Annotated in this window: 20 protein-coding genes; 10 read left to right on the forward strand and 10 right to left on the reverse strand. The window is 38.1% G+C overall.

The genetic code is table 11. The features are described 5' to 3' along the window. Positions 1-39: 39 nt before the first annotated feature. Positions 40-1,494, reverse strand: a complete 1,455-nt coding sequence (locus MJX77_RS00460) for a capsule assembly Wzi family protein (protein ID WP_252060290.1) — start codon at positions 1,492-1,494, stop codon at positions 40-42. Positions 1,495-1,680: 186 nt separating this feature from the next. Then, the gene (gene lysS / locus MJX77_RS00465; RefSeq protein WP_004793971.1) at positions 1,681-3,210 is read right to left on the reverse strand and encodes a lysine--tRNA ligase; all 1,530 of its coding nucleotides are present in this window, start codon (positions 3,208-3,210) and stop codon (positions 1,681-1,683) included. Between the two features lie 258 nt (positions 3,211-3,468). On the opposite strand from lysS, the gene MJX77_RS00470 reads away from it, so the two are divergent. Further along, the gene (locus tag MJX77_RS00470) at positions 3,469-3,957 is read left to right on the forward strand and encodes a YqiA/YcfP family alpha/beta fold hydrolase (RefSeq protein ID WP_107881118.1); all 489 of its coding nucleotides are present in this window, start codon (positions 3,469-3,471) and stop codon (positions 3,955-3,957) included. A gap of 53 nt (positions 3,958-4,010) precedes the next feature. Here MJX77_RS00470 and MJX77_RS00475 read toward each other — a convergent pair whose 3' ends face one another. Next, entirely contained in the window at positions 4,011-4,451 is a 441-nt protein-coding gene (locus MJX77_RS00475; protein WP_005303353.1) for an SRPBCC family protein, read from the reverse strand. A gap of 435 nt (positions 4,452-4,886) precedes the next feature. On the opposite strand from MJX77_RS00475, the gene rubA reads away from it, so the two are divergent. From rubA to oxyR, 4 genes are all read left to right on the forward strand, one after another. Continuing rightward, positions 4,887-5,051 (forward strand): rubredoxin RubA, encoded by a 165-nt coding sequence (gene rubA / locus MJX77_RS00480; RefSeq protein WP_000760495.1) that lies wholly within the window; start codon positions 4,887-4,889, stop codon positions 5,049-5,051. A 94-nt stretch (positions 5,052-5,145) separates the two neighbouring features. Beyond that, on the forward strand, positions 5,146-6,327 hold the full coding sequence (gene rubB, locus MJX77_RS00485) for a rubredoxin reductase RubB (RefSeq protein ID WP_252060291.1): 1,182 nt from the start codon (positions 5,146-5,148) through the stop codon (positions 6,325-6,327). A 53-nt stretch (positions 6,328-6,380) separates the two neighbouring features. Further along, positions 6,381-7,325 carry an esterase EstB gene (gene estB, locus MJX77_RS00490; protein WP_252060292.1) on the forward strand — a complete coding sequence of 315 codons (945 nt, stop codon included), beginning with the start codon at positions 6,381-6,383 and terminating at the stop codon, positions 7,323-7,325. A 6-nt stretch (positions 7,326-7,331) separates the two neighbouring features. Continuing rightward, a complete protein-coding gene (oxyR, locus tag MJX77_RS00495; protein WP_004793979.1) occupies positions 7,332-8,240 on the forward strand; it encodes a LysR family transcriptional regulator OxyR in 909 nt (302 codons plus the stop codon). Between the two features lie 29 nt (positions 8,241-8,269). Here oxyR and MJX77_RS00500 read toward each other — a convergent pair whose 3' ends face one another. Then, positions 8,270-8,860 (reverse strand): SPOR domain-containing protein, encoded by a 591-nt coding sequence (locus MJX77_RS00500; protein ID WP_051080043.1) that lies wholly within the window; start codon positions 8,858-8,860, stop codon positions 8,270-8,272. A 57-nt stretch (positions 8,861-8,917) separates the two neighbouring features. Between MJX77_RS00500 and MJX77_RS00505 the strand changes: the two genes are divergently transcribed. Beyond that, positions 8,918-9,046, forward strand: coding sequence for a hypothetical protein (locus MJX77_RS00505; protein WP_081399186.1), 129 nt, complete (start codon positions 8,918-8,920; stop codon positions 9,044-9,046). Positions 9,047-9,105: 59 nt separating this feature from the next. On the opposite strand, the gene ppk1 is transcribed toward MJX77_RS00505, so the two are convergent. Both ppk1 and mtgA read right to left on the reverse strand, forming a co-directional pair. Then, positions 9,106-11,187, reverse strand: a complete 2,082-nt coding sequence (ppk1, locus tag MJX77_RS00510; protein ID WP_005303345.1) for a polyphosphate kinase 1 — start codon at positions 11,185-11,187, stop codon at positions 9,106-9,108. Positions 11,188-11,292: 105 nt separating this feature from the next. Next, positions 11,293-11,970 carry a monofunctional biosynthetic peptidoglycan transglycosylase gene (mtgA, locus tag MJX77_RS00515; protein ID WP_004793982.1) on the reverse strand — a complete coding sequence of 226 codons (678 nt, stop codon included), beginning with the start codon at positions 11,968-11,970 and terminating at the stop codon, positions 11,293-11,295. A gap of 76 nt (positions 11,971-12,046) precedes the next feature. Here mtgA and MJX77_RS00520 point away from each other — a divergent pair, with 76 nt between their 5' ends. After that, positions 12,047-12,856, forward strand: a complete 810-nt coding sequence (locus tag MJX77_RS00520) for a rhomboid family intramembrane serine protease (RefSeq protein ID WP_252060293.1) — start codon at positions 12,047-12,049, stop codon at positions 12,854-12,856. 1 nt (position 12,857) lies between these two features. Here MJX77_RS00520 and MJX77_RS00525 read toward each other — a convergent pair whose 3' ends face one another. Together MJX77_RS00525 and MJX77_RS00530 are read right to left on the reverse strand one after the other, a co-directional pair. Continuing rightward, positions 12,858-15,317 (reverse strand): ABC transporter permease, encoded by a 2,460-nt coding sequence (locus MJX77_RS00525; protein ID WP_252060294.1) that lies wholly within the window; start codon positions 15,315-15,317, stop codon positions 12,858-12,860. A gap of 3 nt (positions 15,318-15,320) precedes the next feature. Further along, complete coding sequence (locus MJX77_RS00530) at positions 15,321-16,013, reverse strand: ABC transporter ATP-binding protein (protein ID WP_005303339.1); 693 nt, start codon at positions 16,011-16,013, stop codon at positions 15,321-15,323. Positions 16,014-16,057: 44 nt separating this feature from the next. Here MJX77_RS00530 and MJX77_RS00535 point away from each other — a divergent pair, with 44 nt between their 5' ends. After that, positions 16,058-16,681 carry an arylesterase gene (locus MJX77_RS00535; protein WP_151827993.1) on the forward strand — a complete coding sequence of 208 codons (624 nt, stop codon included), beginning with the start codon at positions 16,058-16,060 and terminating at the stop codon, positions 16,679-16,681. Positions 16,682-16,716: 35 nt separating this feature from the next. On the opposite strand, the gene MJX77_RS00540 is transcribed toward MJX77_RS00535, so the two are convergent. Then, positions 16,717-17,331: a carbonic anhydrase gene (locus MJX77_RS00540; protein WP_004793989.1), complete on the reverse strand. Its 615-nt coding sequence runs from the start codon at positions 17,329-17,331 to the stop codon at positions 16,717-16,719. 285 nt (positions 17,332-17,616) lie between these two features. Between MJX77_RS00540 and MJX77_RS00545 the strand changes: the two genes are divergently transcribed. Both MJX77_RS00545 and MJX77_RS00550 read left to right on the forward strand, forming a co-directional pair. Beyond that, positions 17,617-18,642 carry an alpha/beta fold hydrolase gene (locus MJX77_RS00545; RefSeq protein WP_151828185.1) on the forward strand — a complete coding sequence of 342 codons (1,026 nt, stop codon included), beginning with the start codon at positions 17,617-17,619 and terminating at the stop codon, positions 18,640-18,642. A 26-nt stretch (positions 18,643-18,668) separates the two neighbouring features. Beyond that, complete coding sequence (locus MJX77_RS00550) at positions 18,669-19,676, forward strand: hypothetical protein (RefSeq protein WP_252060295.1); 1,008 nt, start codon at positions 18,669-18,671, stop codon at positions 19,674-19,676. A 23-nt stretch (positions 19,677-19,699) separates the two neighbouring features. On the opposite strand, the gene MJX77_RS00555 is transcribed toward MJX77_RS00550, so the two are convergent. Beyond that, positions 19,700-21,964, reverse strand: coding sequence for a TonB-dependent siderophore receptor (locus MJX77_RS00555; RefSeq protein WP_005303331.1), 2,265 nt, complete (start codon positions 21,962-21,964; stop codon positions 19,700-19,702). Between the last annotated feature and the right edge of the window lie 154 nt (positions 21,965-22,118).

A 22,118-nucleotide genomic window follows, 5' to 3' on the forward strand; every position in this document is an offset into this window, starting at 1 on the left:
AGCTTTTATAGCTTCTCTTTTTTAAAACATGATCTATTCTTAGAAACCGAACATTTTACGTTCTAATGGAATTTCAATTCCAATAGATGCACCTGCGTCATTACCTTCTAGATCGGAATCACTTACCCAACCATTAATTTTTAATGGAAGATCAGGTTTGATGTAATGCGTCCAAGTTAAATCAAGGGCTTTGATTTCATCGTCTTTAGGGAATGCTTTATTGATTGCCAAGTTAGATTGATTAACTTTAACCACCATTGCACGACCACTTAAACGGTTCATGACATCAAAGCGGATATCACCACCCACTGAGTACATTTGTCCATCACCACCCATCGCGTGGCCTAATGGGTAACCATGTTGGTAATAGCCATCTGTATATTGGTGGTGATTATATGAAATTCCTCTTACATCACCATTGGTACGTGTATCAGCCCATTCAGCATAGAGTTGATAAGGCATATTATTAACTATTGAAGAATAATCAGCGCCAGCCAAATACATTTTTTTAGATGGCAAACCACCCGCCTCATCTTCCCCTACATATTGTCCGTAAACACTGACTGGGATATTAAACAACGGTTGTAATTGCAAACGAGCATCAAAACCTGCTAACTGATTAGATGCATTATCTTCGCCTACACAACTATTTTCAGTACAACCATTATCTTTACCGATAATCGCATTCCAATAAGCTTTAAAACTATTTGGCTGACCATCTCCACCAATTTGAATCGCTCTAGAAGCACCAAGTTCTAAAGCAGGAAATGGTTGTGCAGTTAAACGCATCCCAATTAATTTTGCATTATGTATTTTATAATCATCTAATTGACCAGCAAAAGCTTGGTATTGCCAAGGCCCAATCCAAGATAACCATTTTGTATCAAACGCATTTTGCACCGCACGTTGTGCTGTTACACCATAAACTGGGCGGCTAGCATCACCACGAATTAAGCTACCATCATGGCCAGGACCCCACCATGTTGGAATTTGACCCGCTACAACCCACTGATTCCAAAGTTTACCAGCAACATATGAGCCTTCAACATTCACATCTTGCCCATTATCAATTTGTGGATCTTTTTCTGCATTTACTCGGATTTTTGCATCCCAGTTTTCACCGCCCGCATTAAACTCTAAAGAACCTTGATATTGAGCTTTTTGGTTATCACCGAATGCTTGCGGAATATTTTTGCTATCGGTCTCAGCAAAAGCGCCCACTTTAACCGTATCGTTATCCGCTTTTAATGCATCAAGAACTGAATTAATAACTTTTTGTTGAGCTGGATGCGTCACTTGTGCTTGAGAGAGTGCTCTCTGGATTTCATCACCACTTAACGGCCAAGTTGAGGTGCTAATCTTGATAACACCTTGTTGATTCAACCAATTTAAGTCTGTACGTAAGTCCTCATTATTTAGCACTAAACCTTGTGCAAAAATAGCGGATGAAGCAGTTGCCAATATTGCAATCGAAAGTGTTTTTCTTAGAAACATGCCAGCCAATTCTCAAAGTTATTTATGAGCAACACCTTAAATTTTTTATCACAACTTTGCAATTGTTAAACTGTGCAATTACATTTTTTAACGCTATTTTAAGATTAGTGTAGATAGGTAAGTTTTTGAGATATAAAAGTAATAAAAAAAGGCAGTATAAATACTGCCTTTTTTGCCTTTAGAAGATTAACCTTCTTTACGGCGCATATGTGGGAATAAAATTACATCACGAATACTTGGAGCATCGGCAAATAACATCACCAAACGGTCAATACCGATACCTTCACCTGCGGTAGGTGGTAAACCATACTCAAGCGCTTCAACAAATTCTGCATCGTAATGCATTGCTTCATCATCACCAGCGTCTTTTTCAGCAACCTGAGCTTGGAAACGTTCAGCTTGATCAATTGGATCATTTAACTCGCTGAAACCATTTGCCAATTCACGGCCACCAATGAAAAACTCAAAACGATCAGTAATATGTGCATTGTCATCATTACGACGAGCGAGCGGAGAAGTTTCAGCTGGATATTCAGTAATAAATGTAGGCTGACGAAGTTTAGTCTCAACAGTTTCTTCAAATACAATCGTTTGAAGCTTACCTAAGCCAAAACCAGGCTTAACTTGTTCTTTTAATTCTTCACGAATAAATTGAGCAAGGAACTCACGGTCACCAACATTTTCAGGCGTAAATTGTGGGTTATTCTCTAAAATCGCATCAAACATAGAGATTTTCTTGAATGGCCCTTTGAAGCTAAACACTTCACCTTGGTAAGGCACATCAGTTGTACCCAGAATATCCAAAGCCAACTTTTCAAGCATGTTTTCAGTTAATTGCATCAAGTCTTTATAATCAGCATAAGCTTGATAAAATTCGATCATCGTAAATTCAGGGTTATGACGCGTTGATACCCCTTCATTACGGAAGTTACGGTTAATTTCAAACACACGTTCGAAACCACCAACAACCAAACGTTTTAAATAAAGCTCAGGTGCAATACGTAAGAATAAAGGCATATCCAAAGCATTGTGATGTGTTTCAAACGGACGCGCAGACGCACCACCCGGAATCACATGCATCATTGGCGTTTCAACTTCCATGAAACGTTCATTGTTTAAGAATGCTCGAATACCTGCAACAACTTTGGCACGGATTTCAAAAGTTTTACGTGTTTCTTCATTCACAATTAAGTCAAGGTAACGTTTACGGTACTTAACTTCTGTGTCATTTAAGCCATGGAATTTATCTGGTAACGGACGAAGAGATTTTGTAAGAAGTTCAAAACCTTCAAGATGAACATATAAGTCACCTTTTCCTGAACGTCCGATATAACCTTCGGCAGCAATAATGTCACCAAGGTCTAAACCTTTAATAGTCTCAAGAATATCTTTTGGTAAGCCTTTACGGTCAACATATAGCTGAATACGACCTGTCATATCTTGAATAACCATGAAAGAACCACGGTTTAACATGACACGGCCAGCCACTTTTACATAGACATGCTCAGCGCTTTCAATTTGTTCTTTCGACTGATCTTTAAATTGTTCTTGTAGATCAGCTGCGTAGTGTTCACGCTTAAACGTATTCGGCCAAGGACTCTTTCCAGTTTCCTTCGCAACATCTTGGATTTGCTTTAATTTGGCATGACGCTGTGCAATTAAATCGTTTTCGGAAATAGTTGGTTCAGAAGTCGATTGAGCGTTTTGTTGCGTCATCTCTGCCTCGATTAAGTAAAAATTAAGTGCTATATCCTAACAGATTGCAGGAGTTTTTCGAATGATTTCAATCAAACAAAAATGAAAAAAGACAATTTTATAGAACAAAACACTACTTTTTAAAGGCAAAGTGACTTAGACCAATCGCTAAGATCATTTTTTAAAGCATTTAGTAAAATATAAAAAAATCCAAATAACCTCGATATTCAAAAGGCCCGATTTGCCTTTTATTTTATCAATGAGATTGTGTCGTAAATAATGAAAATTCTATTTTTACATGGCTTGGATTCTTCCCGGGAATCGACAAAGTTCCATGCCATTTTACATCCTGAAAAATTTTGTATTGACGTCGATTATCGTAACTTAAGTTATGCATCTGTTGAGTACTTTTACCATCAGGCTATTCAGACGATCAAACCAGATTTATTGGTGGGTCATAGCATTGGAGGCTATTGGGCTCTAAAAACTGCTGCTCAACATAAATTAGCAGTGATTGTGGCAAATCCAAGTCTTACCCCTAATTTTCGGGCAGACTACCCTCAACTTTCTGAAGATGAACTCATGCTCTCTAATCCCAAAATGGCCTATTTAGAATTAGGAGATGAGCAACTTGATATGTATCAGGTCCAAGAAAAACTTGCACCCTACATGAATATTGAAACGTTTGAAGGTGGACATCATCGCTTGGCCTATCCTTCTCGAATTAATGATCTGATTATAAAAATTTATAAAAAATATTTGTCCTAGATTTATATCGTTTGATTATAAAAAAACTGGTTCATACGTGTTTAAAAGAAGCTTTATTTCGCTTCAGCCATTTTTTTAACCACATCAAAACCTTGAACGAAGCCACTTTTCAACATGCCCATATATTCGGGCAAGGTGGCCAATTCAACCTTTAAAGTGGTTATATTATCTTTTTGGTTTAGAAAATATTTTTCTTGAGAACCACTCCAACCTTTAACTTCTTCACTTTCTAAATCTTCTTTACCCTCCTTAATCATTCCTAAATGTTTAAAAATCAATATTTCTGGTTTTTGCATTTGTTCAATTGTAGAAACCATCCCATTTCCTTCGCCATCAAGAAAATAAGTTTTTCCACCTACTTGCCAGTCAGTACGCATTGAGGAATCTGGTGCAAAAAATTTCGTCCAAGCGTTATATGTCTCACTATTCCAAAGTATGTCCCACACTTTTTCTATAGGAGCATCAATTTCCACTTCATATACTAAATTTTCCATATTTTACTTCCTTGATTTATACCGTCTTAATGACAGCAAATTTTAATTTTCGATTTTAATAATGACATTCTGTAGCATCATAGTTTGTTGTTATTTAGCTTTCATATGAGATGAATTTTTTAAATGATTTAGCACTCTTTATTTCATGATATTTTCACAAATAAAATTAACTGTAAGAATGCATTAATTATTATTAGTTTATGGCGAAGTTTTGCCTAAATAACCACTTATTTGTCCTAACCTGCCATTCATCTTTGCTTACGAATGATTAAACTCCGTTATTTACTTTACTTTGAATGTAGAACTGCGTAAAAATTTGATATCCGATCAAAGGCACATTGGTTATTATTGACCGGATCGTAGTTACATTATTAATAGATGGAATAGTTTTACTGAAAGGCAGCTTTGAGCAAACTTATCAGTGCGGAGAGTCTCATGAAAAAATATCAATGTATCGTTTGTGGATGGATTTATGACGAAGCGGAAGGTTGGCCACAAGACGGCATTGCAGCTGGAACAAAATGGGAAGATATTCCTGATGACTGGACTTGCCCTGATTGCGGCGTTTCAAAAGCTGACTTCGAAATGATCGAAATCTAAGAGCGTAAAGTAAAAGGCCATGATTGACATGGTCTTTTTTACGAATATTACCAATCACCGTATTAAATAAATAATTCTAACTCTGGAGAAAAAAATGCATCCTATCGTCATTATCGGATCAGGCATGGCGGGTTATACCTTAGCACGTGAGTTCCGTAAGCTTAGCCCAGAGCAAGAACTTGTGATGATTTGTGCGGATGATGCAGTGAACTATGCAAAGCCAACATTATCAAATGCATTTGCAGGTAAAAAAGCACCAGAACAAATTCCTTTAGGTGATGCTGCTAAAATGGGTACTCAACTCAATATGCGTATTGAGCCTTTTACTTTTGTAAAAGAGATTTTAGCTGAACGCCATGAACTTGTTCTAGAAAAAGATGGTGTAACGTCGAATCAACCCTATTCAAAACTGATTTTAGCCGTGGGTGCTAACCCAATTCGCCTTGCAATTGCAGGTGATGGTAGCGATGACATTCATGTTGTGAACTCATTGATTGATTACCGCGCTTTCCGTGAAAATCTAGCTCAGCGTAAAGATAAACGTGTTGTTATTTTAGGTGCTGGTTTAATTGGTTGTGAATTTGCCAACGACTTACTGCATAGTGAATATGACATCACTGTGATTGATTTGGCTCCTCAACCATTAGGCCGTTTACTTCCAGGGCATATTGCTTCTGCTTTCCAACAAAATCTTGAGGAAGCTGGAGTAAAATTTGCACTTGGAACCACGGTTGAAAAAGTAAGCAAAATTAATAATGGCGAAGACTATGCGATAACACTCGCAAACGGACAAACATTGGTTGCGGACCTTGTTCTTTCTGCGATTGGTTTACAGCCAAATATTTCACTTGCTAAAAGTGCAGATATTCAAACAAGCCGGGGAATTATTACCAATGGCTTACTAGAAACAAATCAAGCAGACATCTACGCAATTGGGGATTGTGCGGAGGTAAACGGTACTTTACTGCCATATGTAATGCCGATTATGCAACAGGCTCGTGCTCTCGCTAAAACACTCAGTGGACAACAAACTGCTGTGCACTACCCTGCTATGCCAGTTGCAGTAAAAACGCCAGCCGCTCCACTTACAGTTTTGCCAGCTCCAGTTGATGTAGAAGTGAACTGGGAAACAGAAGAGTTCGACGATGGTATGCTTGCCAAAGCAATTGACAATGACGGAACATTGCGTGGTTTTGTATTGTTAGGTGCAACCGCAGGTAAACAACGCTTAACTTTAACAAAGCTTGTTCCAGATCTTATTCCAGCCCAAGCATAAGGTTTGTATCAGGAATACTCAGTTAGAGAGTATTCCTTTAAGGAATGAATAACATGAATAGCGCCTTACAGTTTAACATTTCACCGTATACATCTTTCATGCAAGAAACCAAAGTCAACTTAGGCAATGGAATTGAGTTACATGTAGAAGTCGGTGGAAAGCCAGAGCATCCAACCATTTTGCTGATTATGGGTCTTGGCGCCCAAATGCTTTTTTGGCCAGATTTTTTCTGTAAATCGCTGATTGATCAAGGATTTCGTGTTATTCGTTTTGATAACCGTGATATTGGCCTTTCTTCAAAAGTACGTCACGAAGGTAAACGCTTAAATACTGTCAAATTGATGGGCCGCTTTGCACTTGGACTCGCTAATCAGGGTGCACCTTATACGCTGCATGATATGGCAGATGATGTATCTATGCTGATTGACCGCTTAGGCGTCAACAAAGCACATGTAATTGGTGCATCAATGGGTGGGATGATTGCTCAAATTCTTGCAGCAAAATATCCAGAAAAGGTTGAGAAGTTAGGGCTTATGTTTACAAGCAACAACCAGCCTTTTTTACCACCTCCTTTTCCGAAACAACTTTTGAGTTTAATTGGTAAACCCGAGTCACGTGACGAAGAAGGTATTGTTAATCATAGTTTAAAACTATTTCAATTGATTGGTTCACCTGGTTATATCAACCAGATTGAAGCAATACAAACAGCGCGTAAGCTTTATCAGCGTAGCTACTATCCTGCTGGTGTACTTCAACAGTTTTTAGCAATATTATGTACAGGCTCTTTACTACAACTCGACCGTGAAATTAAGCAACCCGCTTTAGTCCTACATGGCTCTCGCGATCGCTTACTTCCGCCTAGCCACGGTAAGGCTGTAGCAAAAGCAATTTCCGGTGCTAAGTTTGAATTAATTGATGGAATGGGGCATGATATCCCTGCACATTTTATTCCACAGCTTAGCGGTTTATTTGCGCATCATTTTAAATCATCAGACTAGGACACTATGGCTGCATTACCCTCATTAAGACAGCTATCATATTTAGTTACGTTGTCGGAAACTTTGCATTTTACTGAAGCAGCACGCCGCTCTTTTGTCACTCAATCGACTTTATCAGGCGGCATTATGGAGCTTGAACGGTTATTAGGTGGCGTTTTGGTAGAACGTGATCGCCAGAATGTGCGTTTAACACCTTTAGGTGAACAAGTCGTTGCTCGCGCCCGTGTACTACTAGCAGATGCTCAAGATTTAATGCGTTTGAGCCGTGAAATGAGTGAGCCGTTAACGGGTGATTTGCATTTGGGTGTTATTCCAACAATTGCACCTTTTATCCTGACACGGTTACTTGATGAAGTGCATCAGCAGTTGCCTAAAATTCAGCTGCATTTGCATGAAGCACAAAGTGAAAAAATTGTAGAGCGTTTAGAACACGGTAATCTAGACATGATCGTTCTTGCTCTACCGTTTGACACTAGAGGCCTAAAAGTCGCTGAAATTTCGAAAGAAAACTTGTACCTTGTATGTAGTAAGCAAGATACAAATGCTCTTCAAGCAAACTCTCTAGATGATCTTGATTTATCAAGATTAATTTTGCTTGAAGAAGGCCACTGTTTACGTGACCACGTTTTAAGTGCGTGCCCGATCGGTGAGCGTAAAAACGACAACCGTTTAAAAGCAAGTTCTTTACCAACGTTAGTTGAAATGGTTTCTTCTGATTTAGGCTTTACGCTTTTACCAGAAATTGCAATTGAAAATAGTATGATCAAGTTTAATGATCAGATTACTGCAAAACCAATTGAAGATGCTCCGAGCCGTACTTTAGCTTTAGTGACTCGTAAAAGTACACCATTGCAAAGTGAGTTCGATGTATTACTGCAAATTATGCAGAAAATCACGACAAGAATACATGAATAAAAAAAGGAGTCTTCGGACTCCTTTTTATTTTATTGCGGCGTTAAAGATGCCCACTTAAACACCCAAGCAGATGGCATATTCAAACTATTATCAGCAATAATTTTTTCTCTAATAATTTGTGCAATGGCATAGTCATTTGCAGGGTCGACCATGACCCGTATGCCTTTAGTCGTTGCACTGGTTACAACCTTGTACCCTTTTGCTTCTAATTGCGACTGAACCATATTTGCCTTATTTTGATTAGAGGCTAGCGCAACTTGTACCATCCATTTCTTTTCACCATTTTCCAAGATTTCTTTAGCGACAGCTGCATCAAGTTGCTTTTTACTGTCAAAGTTTTTCTTTTCTTCTATTTTCTTGGTGTGAACATCTTCAACTTTCTTTTGGGCTAAAAACTCATCTTGTTTTGGTTTTCTTTTTTGGATGATTATTTTTTTATTTTTCTCTCCACTTTTGTTAGCTTTATCATTAGAAGGATTTACAAAATAAGGATATATCGCTTGATCATCAAATCTTTGAAAGACGATGATATCTCCATAACACTTCTGATCTGCGTAAGCGGTCACTGGTATTATCCCCAAAAGTATTTTAATAAGTAAACTTCTAATAAAGCATTGCATCTTATTCATTTACCAAAGTTAAGTATATTTAATGCGGCCTATTAAAGTAGATTTCTCGTGATTTGTATATTTTTAAAATTCAATGTTTTATGTAAAAAATCACATATTTTCAAAACATATTGCAGTGCTTCAAATTATTATCGTTTATCCAGCAACCATTTAGAAAAACTAACTAAATTACTTTGAATTTCAGTCAATTAAAAAAGCCGACAAAATGTCGGCTTTTATTTAGTCTTAAAAGTTCATTATTTAATAATTTCTAATAATGCCCTTTGAGCATTATGCAATTTTTCACCCTCTGCTGGCTCAGCACGAATCCAAGTGCCATCCCCTTGAAGCAACCAAGCCTGTTGATTATCTTGTAAGTAATTTACCAAACCTTGTTGATAAATACGTTTTTTCAATGCAGGGTCTTCAACAGGGAAACACGCTTCTACACGATTAAATAAATTACGGTCCATCCAGTCTGCACTTGAACAGTAAATACGTGCATCGCCATTATTACTGAAGTAATAAACACGAGTATGCTCAAGGAAACGTCCTACAATTGAACGTACTCGGATATTCTCCGACAGGTTCGGCAAACCTGGACGTAAGCAGCAAATCGAACGGATAATCAGGTCAATTTGAACACCCGCTTGAGAAGCTTCATACAATTTATTGATTAACTGGACTTCTGTTAATGCATTTACTTTAACAATGATCTGAGCTTTACGGCCTGCTTTAGCATTGGCAATTTCTTCATCAATAAAGTTAATGAGCTGAGCATGTAAGGTAAATGGTGCATGTAATAGCTTTTTCAATTTCGCCATTTTGCCCATACCAGTCAATTCTTGGAATATACGATGTACGTCTTCACACAGATCTTTATCTGTGGTCATGAGACCATAATCGGTATAAATTCGGGCATTCATCGCATGGTAGTTACCCGTTCCTAAATGAACATAACGTACCAATTTATTATTTTCACGGCGCACGACCATAATCATTTTGGCGTGGGTTTTATAACCTACAATACCGTAAACAACGACTGCTCCAGCTTCTTGTAAAACGTTTGCTACTTCAATATTTGATTCTTCATCAAAGCGAGCACGTAATTCAATAACGGCAATAACTTCTTTTCCATTACGCGCCGCTTCTGCCAAAATTTGCACAATCTCAGAATCAGCACCACTGCGATATAACGTCTGCTTAATTGCTAATACTTGCGGATCGCGAGCAGCTTCACGAAGTAGCTGAATTACAGGAGCAAAAGATTCAAACGGATGATGCAGTAAAATATCTTGCTTCTGCATTGCCGAGAAAATACTCTCGGTCTTTTTAAACACTTTAGGCACAACTGGCGTATGCGAGTCATAACGCAAATGAGGACGTTTAAAGTTTGAAACTAGACGAGCTAAGTTTACTGGACCATCAACTTTATATAATTGCTCATCAGTTAAATCGAACTCTTCCAGTAAGTACTCATAAATATGCTGTGGGCAGTTATGGGTTACTTCCAAGCGAACTGCACGGCCAAAACGTCGAGAACTTAATTCACCTTTTAATGCTTTAGCTAAGTCTTCAACATCTTCATTCAGTGCCAAATCTGCATTACGTGTAACACGGAATTGGTAACAACCAGTTGCTGTCATTCCAGGAAATAAATCAGACACATGTTCATGGATAATTGCCGATAACATCACATGATGTTCTTTTCCACCTGTTAATTCGTCTGGTAGGCGTACAACGCGAGGTAATGAACGTGGCGCAGGTACGACAGCCAAATCAATTTGACGACCAAAAGCATCTTTACCTTCAAGCGTAATAATGAAGTTCAAGCTTTTATTAACAAGTCGAGGAAACGGATGTGCTGGATCTAAGCTAATTGGTGTTAATACAGGTGCAACTTGTTCCTGAAAATATTTTTTCACCCAAGCAGATTGCGCTGGAGTTAACTCACCACGACGTAGGAAGCAAATATCCTCTTCACGTAACTTAGGTAAGATTTCCTCATTTAAAATTCGATATTGACGCTCAATCGCAGCATGAGCAGTTTCAGAGATTTTTTGTAAAACCTGTCTTGGGGTAAGGCCATCAGGGCTACGACTTTCATTGCCTAGAGAAAATTGTTCCATCACTCCCGCAACACGAATTTCAAAGAACTCATCGAGATTACGCGAAAAAATGAGCAAGAAATTCATTCGCTCAAGTAATGGATGTAAAGGGTCTACCGCTTGCTCCAATACACGCAAATGGAAGTCAAGAATAGACAATTCACGATTTATATAACGGTCATTATAACTGTATTCTATTGGGTTCGTTGTTGCTGTAATCGCTGTATTCATGTCTAACTCTATTCTCTATCCAGCCAAAATCTCTGTAAACCAGTATGCTGCAAAAATATGACAATTTGGTAAAAACTAAAAAATTTACACATCTTTAAAACAGCTTTATTCAGGAATCTGGGTGCTATTCATATAACGTAAAATAACGCGTTTTCTATATTGTAGTTTATGATCGTTACGGTGATCTTGATAATATTTCGGATCAGGCAATAACGCAGCTAAGAAAGCAGCTTGTTCACGCGTTAAGCTTTTAGCACTTTTACCATAATAATGATGAGCGGCTGCTTCAACACCGTACAAATTCTTACCGAATTCAACAGAGTTCATATACACTTCAAGAATTCGGCGTTTTGACCACATCCGCTCCATCATCCAAGTCGCGACCGTTTCTTGGCCTTTACGAATAAATGAACGTTTGTTGTATAAAAACAAGTTCTTTGCAAGCTGTTGAGACACGGTAGAACCACCCGCAACTACTTCACCCTCTTCATTATTTCGCTCGAGGGCAAAACGAATGCCTTGCCAATCAAAGCCATGATGATGGATAAATTTTGCATCTTCGCCTGCTAAAATCGCATGTTTAAAATTATCGCTAATATCATCATAATCCAACCACTGATGGACAATTGGCTCTGATGTATCAGACCAATAATCAATTCGCATGAACATGGTCGTATCCACTTCATGTGTCCGCCACCAAACCAAACTCGAAAAAATCCAAAGTTGAATAAGGAGAATCGCCCCAATAAAAATTAACAACACGCGAACAATAAAAGCTTTCATGTTCGTCCTGATCTCCTGTATTCAACTTTTTTCATGTTAAGCTGTAAAGCATGTTCATATATAACAAAAGCATAGCATGACTCAATATCAGCCTCCGCACATTAAACGTAAACTCAATGTACAAACTTGGTGGCTGACCGCCCTGCTCATCGCAATCAATGTAGGTTTGTTTGTCTGGCAAATTCTATCTGGAGTCGATATTAGTGACCCAGCCATGAAAGATGCTATTCATTGGGGAGCTGATTTTACACCACTTACTTTTTCTGGGCAGCCTGAACGTCTATTTACCAGCATGTTTTTTCATTTTGGTCTAGTCCATCTCATGCTCAACATGTGGGCCTTATATATTTTCGGTAATGTTGCCGAGTCACTATTTGGTCGCTTCTATTTTGTAGGCATGTATTTACTTGCTGGCTTATTTGGTAGCCTTTTAAGTAGTTATATGACCATTCAAAATGGACATGAATTACTGCAACATTTTGACCAGAGCTTACTTCCTCATGTCAGTGCAGGTGCTTCAGGTGCCGTAATGGGATTAGGTGCTGCGTTAACAGTCCTTTCCTTATTTCCACCACTTCCGCATCAAGCCTACATACTCGATAAAAAAGCATTATTAATGATTATGGCAATCAACCTTATTTTTGGTTTTGTCGCAACTGGTATTAATAATGCCGCACATATTGGCGGCATGGTTATTGGAGCATTCCTTGCACTAATGTGGTACTTAAGCTACGTCAGTAAGTTTAAAAATGTGCTCAAGATTTTAGGCTTATTAGGCGCAGTAATCATTACGGGTGGTTTTTATATGTACTGTGTACAACTCAACTCACCTTTACTTCCGCTATGGCATGAAATCATAATCCAAAATCCTGGCATTATTCCTTAAGTTAAAGCTGATTTAATTCTCTCAAGCTTTGTAAAGGTGGTAAGTTGCAAAGATAACCGAGTCGATAACGACCAATCAATGCACAAATGAGCATCATGCCAAAAGGTAAAATCAGCCATATTTCAAAATGCCACTGTATTGCCATATTCATTTTATAACTAGCAATCGCACTAATCACCTCCGCAAAACAGCAGGCAACTATGCCTGCTAACAGACCAAGAAACCCAATCTCAAAACTGAGCATTTGCTTCATTTTATTTTTAGATAAACCAAATGAGCGTAGTAAAGCAACCTCACGGCGTCGCTCATCCATTAATAGGTTTAAACATGCAATCAGTACTAATACGCCTGAAAAACCAACCAACGCTGCCAGTACAGTCACTATTTTGACCAAGACATTCATTAAGCGTTTTACTTCATCTAAAATTCGATCAACATCAATAAATACTGTATTTGAGAACTGCTGAATAATATTGATCATTTTAGGTTGATCTTGCTTAGGTACATAAAAACTCCCTAAATAACTTCCAGCATTTTCATCTAAGGTTTTAGGAGAAAAAATAAAGAAAAAGTTAGGGCTAAAGCTTTCCCACTCTACACTCCGGAAATTTACAACTTTGGCTTGTAATGTACCTTCGGGCAGGCTAAAGGTCAGCTTGTCTCCAATTTGGATTCCTAAACTTTCGGCAGTTTTACTTTCGACTGAAACTTGCCCCACGCCATTAAACTGGATTTGTCCTTTTGTAATTGCGTTGTCATTCGGCAATTGATTTGATTGCGTTAAATTCAATTCACGACGCAAAGAGTTATTTTGTTTTATGGCTTCTTCTGAAAAGGGTACATTATTCTTTGCTACCAGTCTGCCTCGGATATTTGGATATAACGGCGTGCTTTGCCAACCATGTTCCTTTAACTGTTGCTCAAAAGGTTTTAAATCGAATGGAGGTAAACCATATACAAATTGATTAGGCGTTCCTTCAGGAAGCTGTTGCTGCCAACGCTGTAATAAATCTGTTCTTAATACACTGAGTACTGTAATAAGGCTTAAGCCTAAAGCCAGTGCAGTAATTTGTAAGGCACTTTGCGAAGGAGAACGAATATAAAAAGACAAACGATTTTTCATCTTTTTTAAACTATGAAGCACGAGCCAAACAACGGTATACAGCAAAATACAAAGAACAATAATTGCAGCCAAAACCATAATGCTGAGCATCAAGTTTTCACTCAACACCAAACTAAAAACAATCAGACTGCTAATACCAGCAAAAAACATAAAGAATAAAGATTTACGAGATTTGGCTTCTTCGCGAATCACCCGAATTGGAGGTGTATTTAAAAGCTCCCAAATGCTTGGCAAAATAAAACCGAGCAGCACAATCACACTCGTAAAAATAGCGATTGGTAAAGGCCCAAGGAAAAGTGGTATTAGCGAAAAACTTAACTCTAATTGAGGAATCAATTGCAGCATAAGTTGCAGCAGTCCATACCCCATGACTAAACCTAATAGGCTGCCCATCACAATTGAAATCGCACTGACAATGCAAAGCAATCCAATATAGGCCCATAAAATTTGGAGCTTACTAGCGCCTAAGCATCTAAGAAGTCCAATATGATCTTGGTTTTGCTGAACATATCTTTGACTCGTTAAAGCGATGGCAATTCCACACAACAAAATCGTTAAAATATTGGCTAATTGCAAAAAGGTATCTAGGTTTTCAAGCGGGCGTAATAACCGACTATTTGATTCACTCGCATCACGTAAACGTAGACCCGCCGCTTCATCTGCTTCTTTAGAAGGTTGATGCTGTTGCTTAAATTGCTTTGAAAATGCCTGAACTTGTTCAAGGTTACCAGACATTAACAGGCGATAATCGATTCTACTGCCAGTTTGAATTGCATGTGTTTTAGCAATATCGGCTCGATGAATAATAACTGTTGGAGAAAAACCTGAAAAACCCAGTTCCTGATTTGAATCACGCACAATCACGCCGCTAAAACGGAAGGTACCGTCAGCAATAGAAACAATATCTCCTCTTTTTACTTTTAATAAATCCGCTGCTCTTTGGCTTAGCCAGACTTCACCAGATTGAATCGCTTGAGTTTTTGGCGCAATTTCAAGCTGTCCTCTGAGTGGAAACGCAGGTTCTATCGCTTTTACATTGACCATGACAAACTGATCTTGTGTATGAGCCATAGAACTAAATAGAGTGACATTGGTTTGCTTTAAACCAAGCTGCTCTGCTCTTTGTTTCCATGGCTGTTCGATAGGCTCGTTATTCGACAGAACTAAATCTGCACCCAGCATTTGCGAAGCTTGCAGACTGACTGCATTTTTAACTTGGTCATTACTAAATTTCAGGGCTGTGGTTGCACTAATCGCAAGCGATAAAGCAATAATGAGTAGATATAATCCACCCGTACGAAAACTTTGTAGCAAAAGTGGTTTGAGAAGATTACGCATAATTTAACCACCCTGTACTGTCTTTAGTCGGCCGTCATCTAACTCAACATGACGCTGACAAAGGGCTGCTAAATTACGATCATGAGTCACTAAGATCAGAGTCGTACCTAACTCTCGATTTAAATCAAAGAGCAAGCTTTCAATTTCTTGTGCTGTCTGACCATCTAAGTTTCCTGTCGGTTCATCCGCAAAAATAATCTGTGGTTCTGCAATAAGAGCTCGTGCAATCGCCACACGTTGTTGCTCCCCTCCAGATAAGACTTTAGGCGTTTGTTCAACCTGACGACTAAGACCTACTCGATGCAACCAATCTAAAGCTTTTTTCTCGGCGGTTTTATAATCAAAATCTTTACGTAATCGTAAGGGCAACATCACATTTTCAAGTGCACTCAACTGAGGTAAAAGTTGAAAAGACTGAAATACGAAACCAATGTGCTGCATTCTAATTTGAGCACGTTGTTCCTCTGTTAGCTGATGAACAGCTTGCCCACACAGCCAAACTTCACCTTCAGAGGGTTGATCTAAAGTTGCCAAAATTCCCAATAATGTTGATTTACCTGAACCAGAACGCCCAGTAATTGCCACCTGTTCCCCTTCAAAAATCTCTAAATCGATATCTTTTAAAATCGTAAACTGATTTTGGTTAATCTGAATAGTTTGTGTAACTTGATGGGCAGCAATGATGGGTTGTGGCATGATGTAAAAAGTCCTATGTATTCAGAATCAGGGTCGAAGTACAAATGTCTAAATCTTTTTTGATTGGTTCTAAAAGCATCATGCTCATCTCATTAAGTATGTTGCCTATGCTTGTATCGGCGAAAACTATTTTAATTTTAGGAGATAGTATTAGTGCCGGTTACGGAATTGATCCCAAACAAGGTTGGGTGCAATTACTGCAAAAACGCTTAGACCAACAGTATCCCAAACAACACAAAGTGGTCAATGCAAGTGTTAGTGGAGAAACAACCAGCGGCGCTTTAGCCCGATTACCTAAGCTATTACAGACTTATAAACCAAATGTGGTCGTGATTGAATTAGGCGGAAATGATGGCTTACGTGGTCAACCACCTCAAATGATTCAAAAAAATCTGGATCAACTCATTCAATTAAGCCAAAAACAAAAAGCCCAAGTTATTCTTTTTGGCATGAAAATTCCGCCAAATTATGGGGCTGCATATAGCAAAGCTTTTGAAAATAACTATAAAGTTGTCAGCCAAAAATATCAGGTGAAATTACTACCGTTTTTTCTTGATGGAGTCGCAGGTCAAAAACAGCTTATGCAAAATGACTTGATTCATCCAAATGCTCAAGCACAGTCAAAATTACTTAATTTAGCTTATCCATATATAAAAGGTGCCCTATAGGCACCTTTTAGTTTTAAGCATTATTATTAATATAATCAGAAATCAAAGAAGGTTACTTCACCAGTTTCTAGCGAATATTCTGCACCAACAACAATCAACTCACCTTTCGCAATCAGGCTCTCTAACACAGCCGAACCATGACGTAATTGATTTACCGAAGCAAAAACGTTTGAACGTACCGCATGACATGAAAGTTTTTTCAAATCATTTTTTAAATCAGTCTGCATTAAAATTTCAACTGATGGACGAACACGGTTCACAATCGACATTAAGTTAGATGATGGCGGGTGATCAGGATTCATTAACGTATCAATTGTCGCCTGAATAGCGCCACAATGACTATGTCCTAATACAACAACAACTGGACAGTCATAGCGTTCTGCCGCGAACTCAACACTACCGACTTGTGAAGGAGCAACCACATTACCAGCAACACGGATTACGAATAAGTCACCAAGACCTTGATCAAATACCATTTCTGCTGGAACACGTGAATCTGAACAACCTAATACAATCGCAAACGGATTTTGATCCTTTGCCATTTCAGCGCGTTCATGATGCGATAAGGTTTTTGCAAGGGAACTATTTCCATTTACAAATCGTTGATTACCAGCTTTCAGACGATCTAAAACTTCTTGCGCGGTAGGCATTTTATATTTCCATTGTTTTTTCAAGGTTGGAAATCATTTTAATGTGTCAAAATTTGAATGTCACTGACAAAAAATTAAATCCTTTTCCATGAAAAAATTTAAAAATACGATCTCTATTTGAATGTAATGTTTATCGCAAATTCCTTACTGTTTAGCGAAAAAATAGACATACATTGGTTCTCGGATTGACTATAATTTTTCTCCTTTTGATCATTTGGCAAATGACTCATTGGCAAAGTTTTTCAATAATTTTCAAACTCGCTTATGCCTCAAGGATGAAATCTTATGACGACGCTGTTTGTATCAACCAAAACAACCATAAAGAAAACAGCTATGGCACTTGCCTTGGCTTGTAGCCTTACAACAATAACAGGTGTTTTTCAGACGCAAGCAGCTGATACCATAGATATAAACTTTCAGAATATTTTACAGCAAGAGCGCAGTTGGGCAGGTTTACAAAGTAAAAGTTTAAAAGTTGGTGAGGTGACATGGTCATATAGTGAAGGTGGTTCTACTGCTAAACCGACATTGCTCCTTATTCATGGATTAGGAGGGAGTCGTGATAACTGGAACCGAGTTGCGCGTTATCTCACAGCAAATTACCACGTTATTATTCCAGACTTACCGGGTAGTGGTGAAACCTTAGTTGCACAGGATTTCGATTACTCAGTACCTAATCTTGCTGAAAAGTTACGTCGATTTGTTGAAGCTGCCAATTTAAAAGGCCCAATTCATATTGCCGGCCACTCACTTGGTGGTTCGATTGCCCTACTCTATGCTGGACAATATCCATTTGAAACTAAAAGTCTATTCTTGGTTGATAGTGGCGGTATTTTCCGTTCTGCAAATACAATTTACCTAAAAGATCCAGCTTACTTAAAACAACTTTTAGTATCTAAAAAAGGTGACTTTAATTATTTGTTAAAGCAAACCATGTTTAATCCTCCATTTATTCCTAAAGAGTTCCTTCAAGCTCAAGAAAAGCTCATGATTAATCAGGCGCCTCAAACGCAAAAACTGGTTGATCAGCTTATTGCACTCAATAAAGTCTACACGCCAGATTCATTTGCAGTGCTCACCAAGACAATCGATGCACCAACACTGATTTTATGGGGTAAGCAAGATAAGATTATTAACGTAGAAGTAGCAAGTGAACTAAAACGACTTTTAAAGAATGCCCAACCTCCGGTTATTTTAGAGAATGTCGGCCATATGCCAATATTGGAAGCCGAGCAGCTGGTTATTCAACAATATGTACCGTTTTTACTTAAAGTAGAAACAAATCAGTCTTTAAAAACGACTACACCTTAAATAAAACTTCGGACTTGTGAGACCTTATGTCTACCCAACCGCTTATAGAAAAACTCATTGAAGCTCATCTTGATTTTTTAGATGAGGAATTTGCTCAGCCCCAAATCATTCAACAAGAATTTGAGCAATTTTATCATTGGTTGGGTAGTCGGCAACTACAGCACCTCTGGACCTTTGAACAAATCCAGCAACTGATTCAAAAGCAGATTTTAGAAACTCCTACTTCTGATTTTCTGCTTGAACAAATTGCAGAACATATTCGCTTTGCACTTATTCATCCAGACAATGAAAATACAACAATTGAAGATGTTATTCCTGTTTTAACAATTGATGGAATTGCGCAATACGTTGCAAGTAAAGAAGAGCATCGTAAAAAAATCATTAAAACGATTGTGAATAATCCTGCATTTTCAGCACTCTTGACTCAATTGATTCAACAAACAATGCATGATTACTTAGATGAATCAATGTCAAAACGTGTGCCGGGTGTAGGCCGTTTTATGAAAATGGGGAAATCTGTTCTAGAAACAGTGACTGATTCAAATCTAGACGACACGATTAATCATTATTTGCAAAAGAATATTTTAAAACTGAGCCAAATGAGTGAGCGCGTTTTAAACCAACATTTTGACAATGACAAGCTCTATCATTTTCAGGCAAATGTTTGGCATAAAGTTAAATCTATGCCACTTTCTGTTTTAAAAAACTATGTAGAAGTTCAAGATTTATCAAAGACTGTAGGTTTAGGACATGAGATTTGGGATCACATTCGTCAAACTGATTACCTGAACCAACAAGTCCATGATGGTATTTATACGTGGTATGTTCGAAATCAGGAACGTAATTTTGACTTGCTACTGCGTGATCTCAATATTAATGAAAGTTTAATTCAACATGAACTGACTCAGTTGCTTGTGCCTGTATTACAGCAATTAGTTACAACTGGACATTTAAGACGTCGTGCTCGCGTGTATCTAGAGAAATTTTATTATTCTGAAAAAGCATTAAATATTATCAATAACAAAGGCGCTTAAAGCGCCTTTGTTATCTGTCTTAATTAGAAAGAATATTTTAAAGAAGCGTAATAAGCTCGACCTGGCTCATTGTAGGTTTGGCTGATCGAATTACTGTCTCTTAAAATTTGTTTATCAAACAAGTTACTTACGCCAACACGCGTACTTATATTATCTGAAATTTTATAACCAACATTAATTCCAGCAGTACTATAGCTTTTTACAGTACTTGGCTTAATCGCAGAATTTGTTCCACCTGAACCAATGCCCGATTCGAGTCTATTTTCAGCAAACTGACGAGATTTTTGACGGCCATATTGAGTGAATACAAAATTCACATCTAACTGATCTGTAATGTCGTAATCAAAAATTGAGTTAATCGTATAGTTTGGAACTAAAGATAATGGGTTACCCGTTTGCTTATCTTTCGAGTCCATCATGTAAGTAAAGTTATTGGTCCAACGAATATCGCCAAAGTCTAACCCCAAACTTCCTTCAAAACCTTGAATTAATGCTTTAGGCGTATTTTCCCAGCGTAAGATATTCCACTTGGTGTTGGTCACAGCGCCCGTATTTGCATTGGTGCTTGAACCATCAACTGTTCCGACAACATTTGTACCGGCCACAATCTTATCTTTATAGTCATTGCGGAACCAAGTTAAGCTCGCATTTACAATATCTTTTTGGAACTGGATACCAAGCTCTTTGTTTACCGAAGTTTCTGGTTTTAAATCACCATTACCTTGCAACAAGCACCGTGACTCAATATTGGCCGGGCAACCATTGCCGTTGGTACTGAGTAAGTATCCTTCGGCATTTTGATACATGTTTGGTGCTTTATACGCTTTTGCTACCCCACCTTTTAAAGTGAAATAATCATTGAGTCTTTGAGTAATGTTTAAGCTTGGGCTCCAGTTAGAACCAGATTTGCTGTGATCATCGAAACGCAAGCCTAATACGGCATCGGTACTATCGGTAAGTTTTAAGTTATCTTCGATATATGCAGAAGCAATACGTGATTCCATTTTACTGCGATTGCCTTTAGCTAATTGATCGCCATAACCTGAACCGCTGCTGTCTGCTCCCTGATTTGTCGAAATATTATCTTTAAATCTGTCTTCAACCCATTCAGTACCAAGTGTTAATACATGTGGTACATAATATTCAAAAGGAATATTGGCTTCACCATTTAACCGAAGAGTTTCTAAGCGTGAAGTGGCTTTGTCATCCAGATTATTAATTTTTCCTTCTGTGCTGCCGCCCAGACCTTCAGGAAGACGTTTATTGTGAGTTTTATCATATTGGGCAACTAACTTGCTTTTACCCCAAGACCAATCCCCTTCATGCGTTAATGCATAACTATCGCGGTACATGGTATTGGTTTCTTTACCAATAAGTTCCGAAAGAATCGCATCCGCTTCAGCATTTGCATTTAACTGAGAGTCACCAGAATAAATATTACCCTGTTTGCTAGAAGAGACATCAAGTAAGACAGTTTGTTGATCTGTTGCCTGCCAAGCTAAACGGCCTGAAATATCTTTATTTTTAACACCTTCACGACCAGCTGCGGTACTGCCTATTGATTTATTAATATCAACATCATCAGCTTCTGTTTTATTGTAATTACCATATAAACGATAAGACAAGACATCTTTAATCAATGGCCCACTTACGTTAAAGCCAACACGATTTGATGCACCTTCTTTAGAGTCTTCAGGTTGTGAAGTATAAAACTCTACTGAGCCATGAGTTTCATTCGTCACTTTTTTAGTAATGATGTTAACCACACCACCTGCTGCACCCGAACCATAACGAGCTGCTGCTGGTCCACGTAAAACCTCAATCGATTCGATTGCTTCTGCTGGAACCCAGTTTGAATCACCTCGTGTATCACGCTCTCCTTTCCAGCCATAACGAACTGAATTACGAGAGTTAATTGGTTTTCCATCCACTAAAATGAGCGTATTTTCTGGACCCATTCCACGAATATCAATTTGTCTATTATTACCACGCTGCCCCGTTGCACTATTGCCTGTTAAATTAACACCCGGCATACGGCGTACATAGTCTGAAATATCATTACGAACTGGTAGTTTTTCTAAATCTTCTTTGGTAATAACCGACACACCGAGCGATTGCTTTACTTGCTCTTCAGCAGTTACGAAAATTGTTTCCAATTTCACAGGTTCAGCAGGCTTTTCTAATGCTTGTTCAGCTTGTTCTTGCTCATTTTGTGCAGCATAAGCCATAGACATCATACTTGCCAGTACTGAAACAGAAAGCACTGACTGGATAATACGCTTCGACATAAGTATTCCCAATATATTGATTTATTAAACATCTCTCATTTTAAGTTCGGCATTGTAACAAATCCAAATAAAATTACAAATGATATTGATAATAATTATCATTATTTATATTGAATAATAAAAAAACCTCATTGCGAGGCTTTTTTATGTCACT

The sequence above is a fragment of the Acinetobacter sp. AHP123 genome, from assembly GCF_023757925.1.
Taxonomy (GTDB): Bacteria; Pseudomonadota; Gammaproteobacteria; order Pseudomonadales; family Moraxellaceae; genus Acinetobacter; species Acinetobacter oleivorans.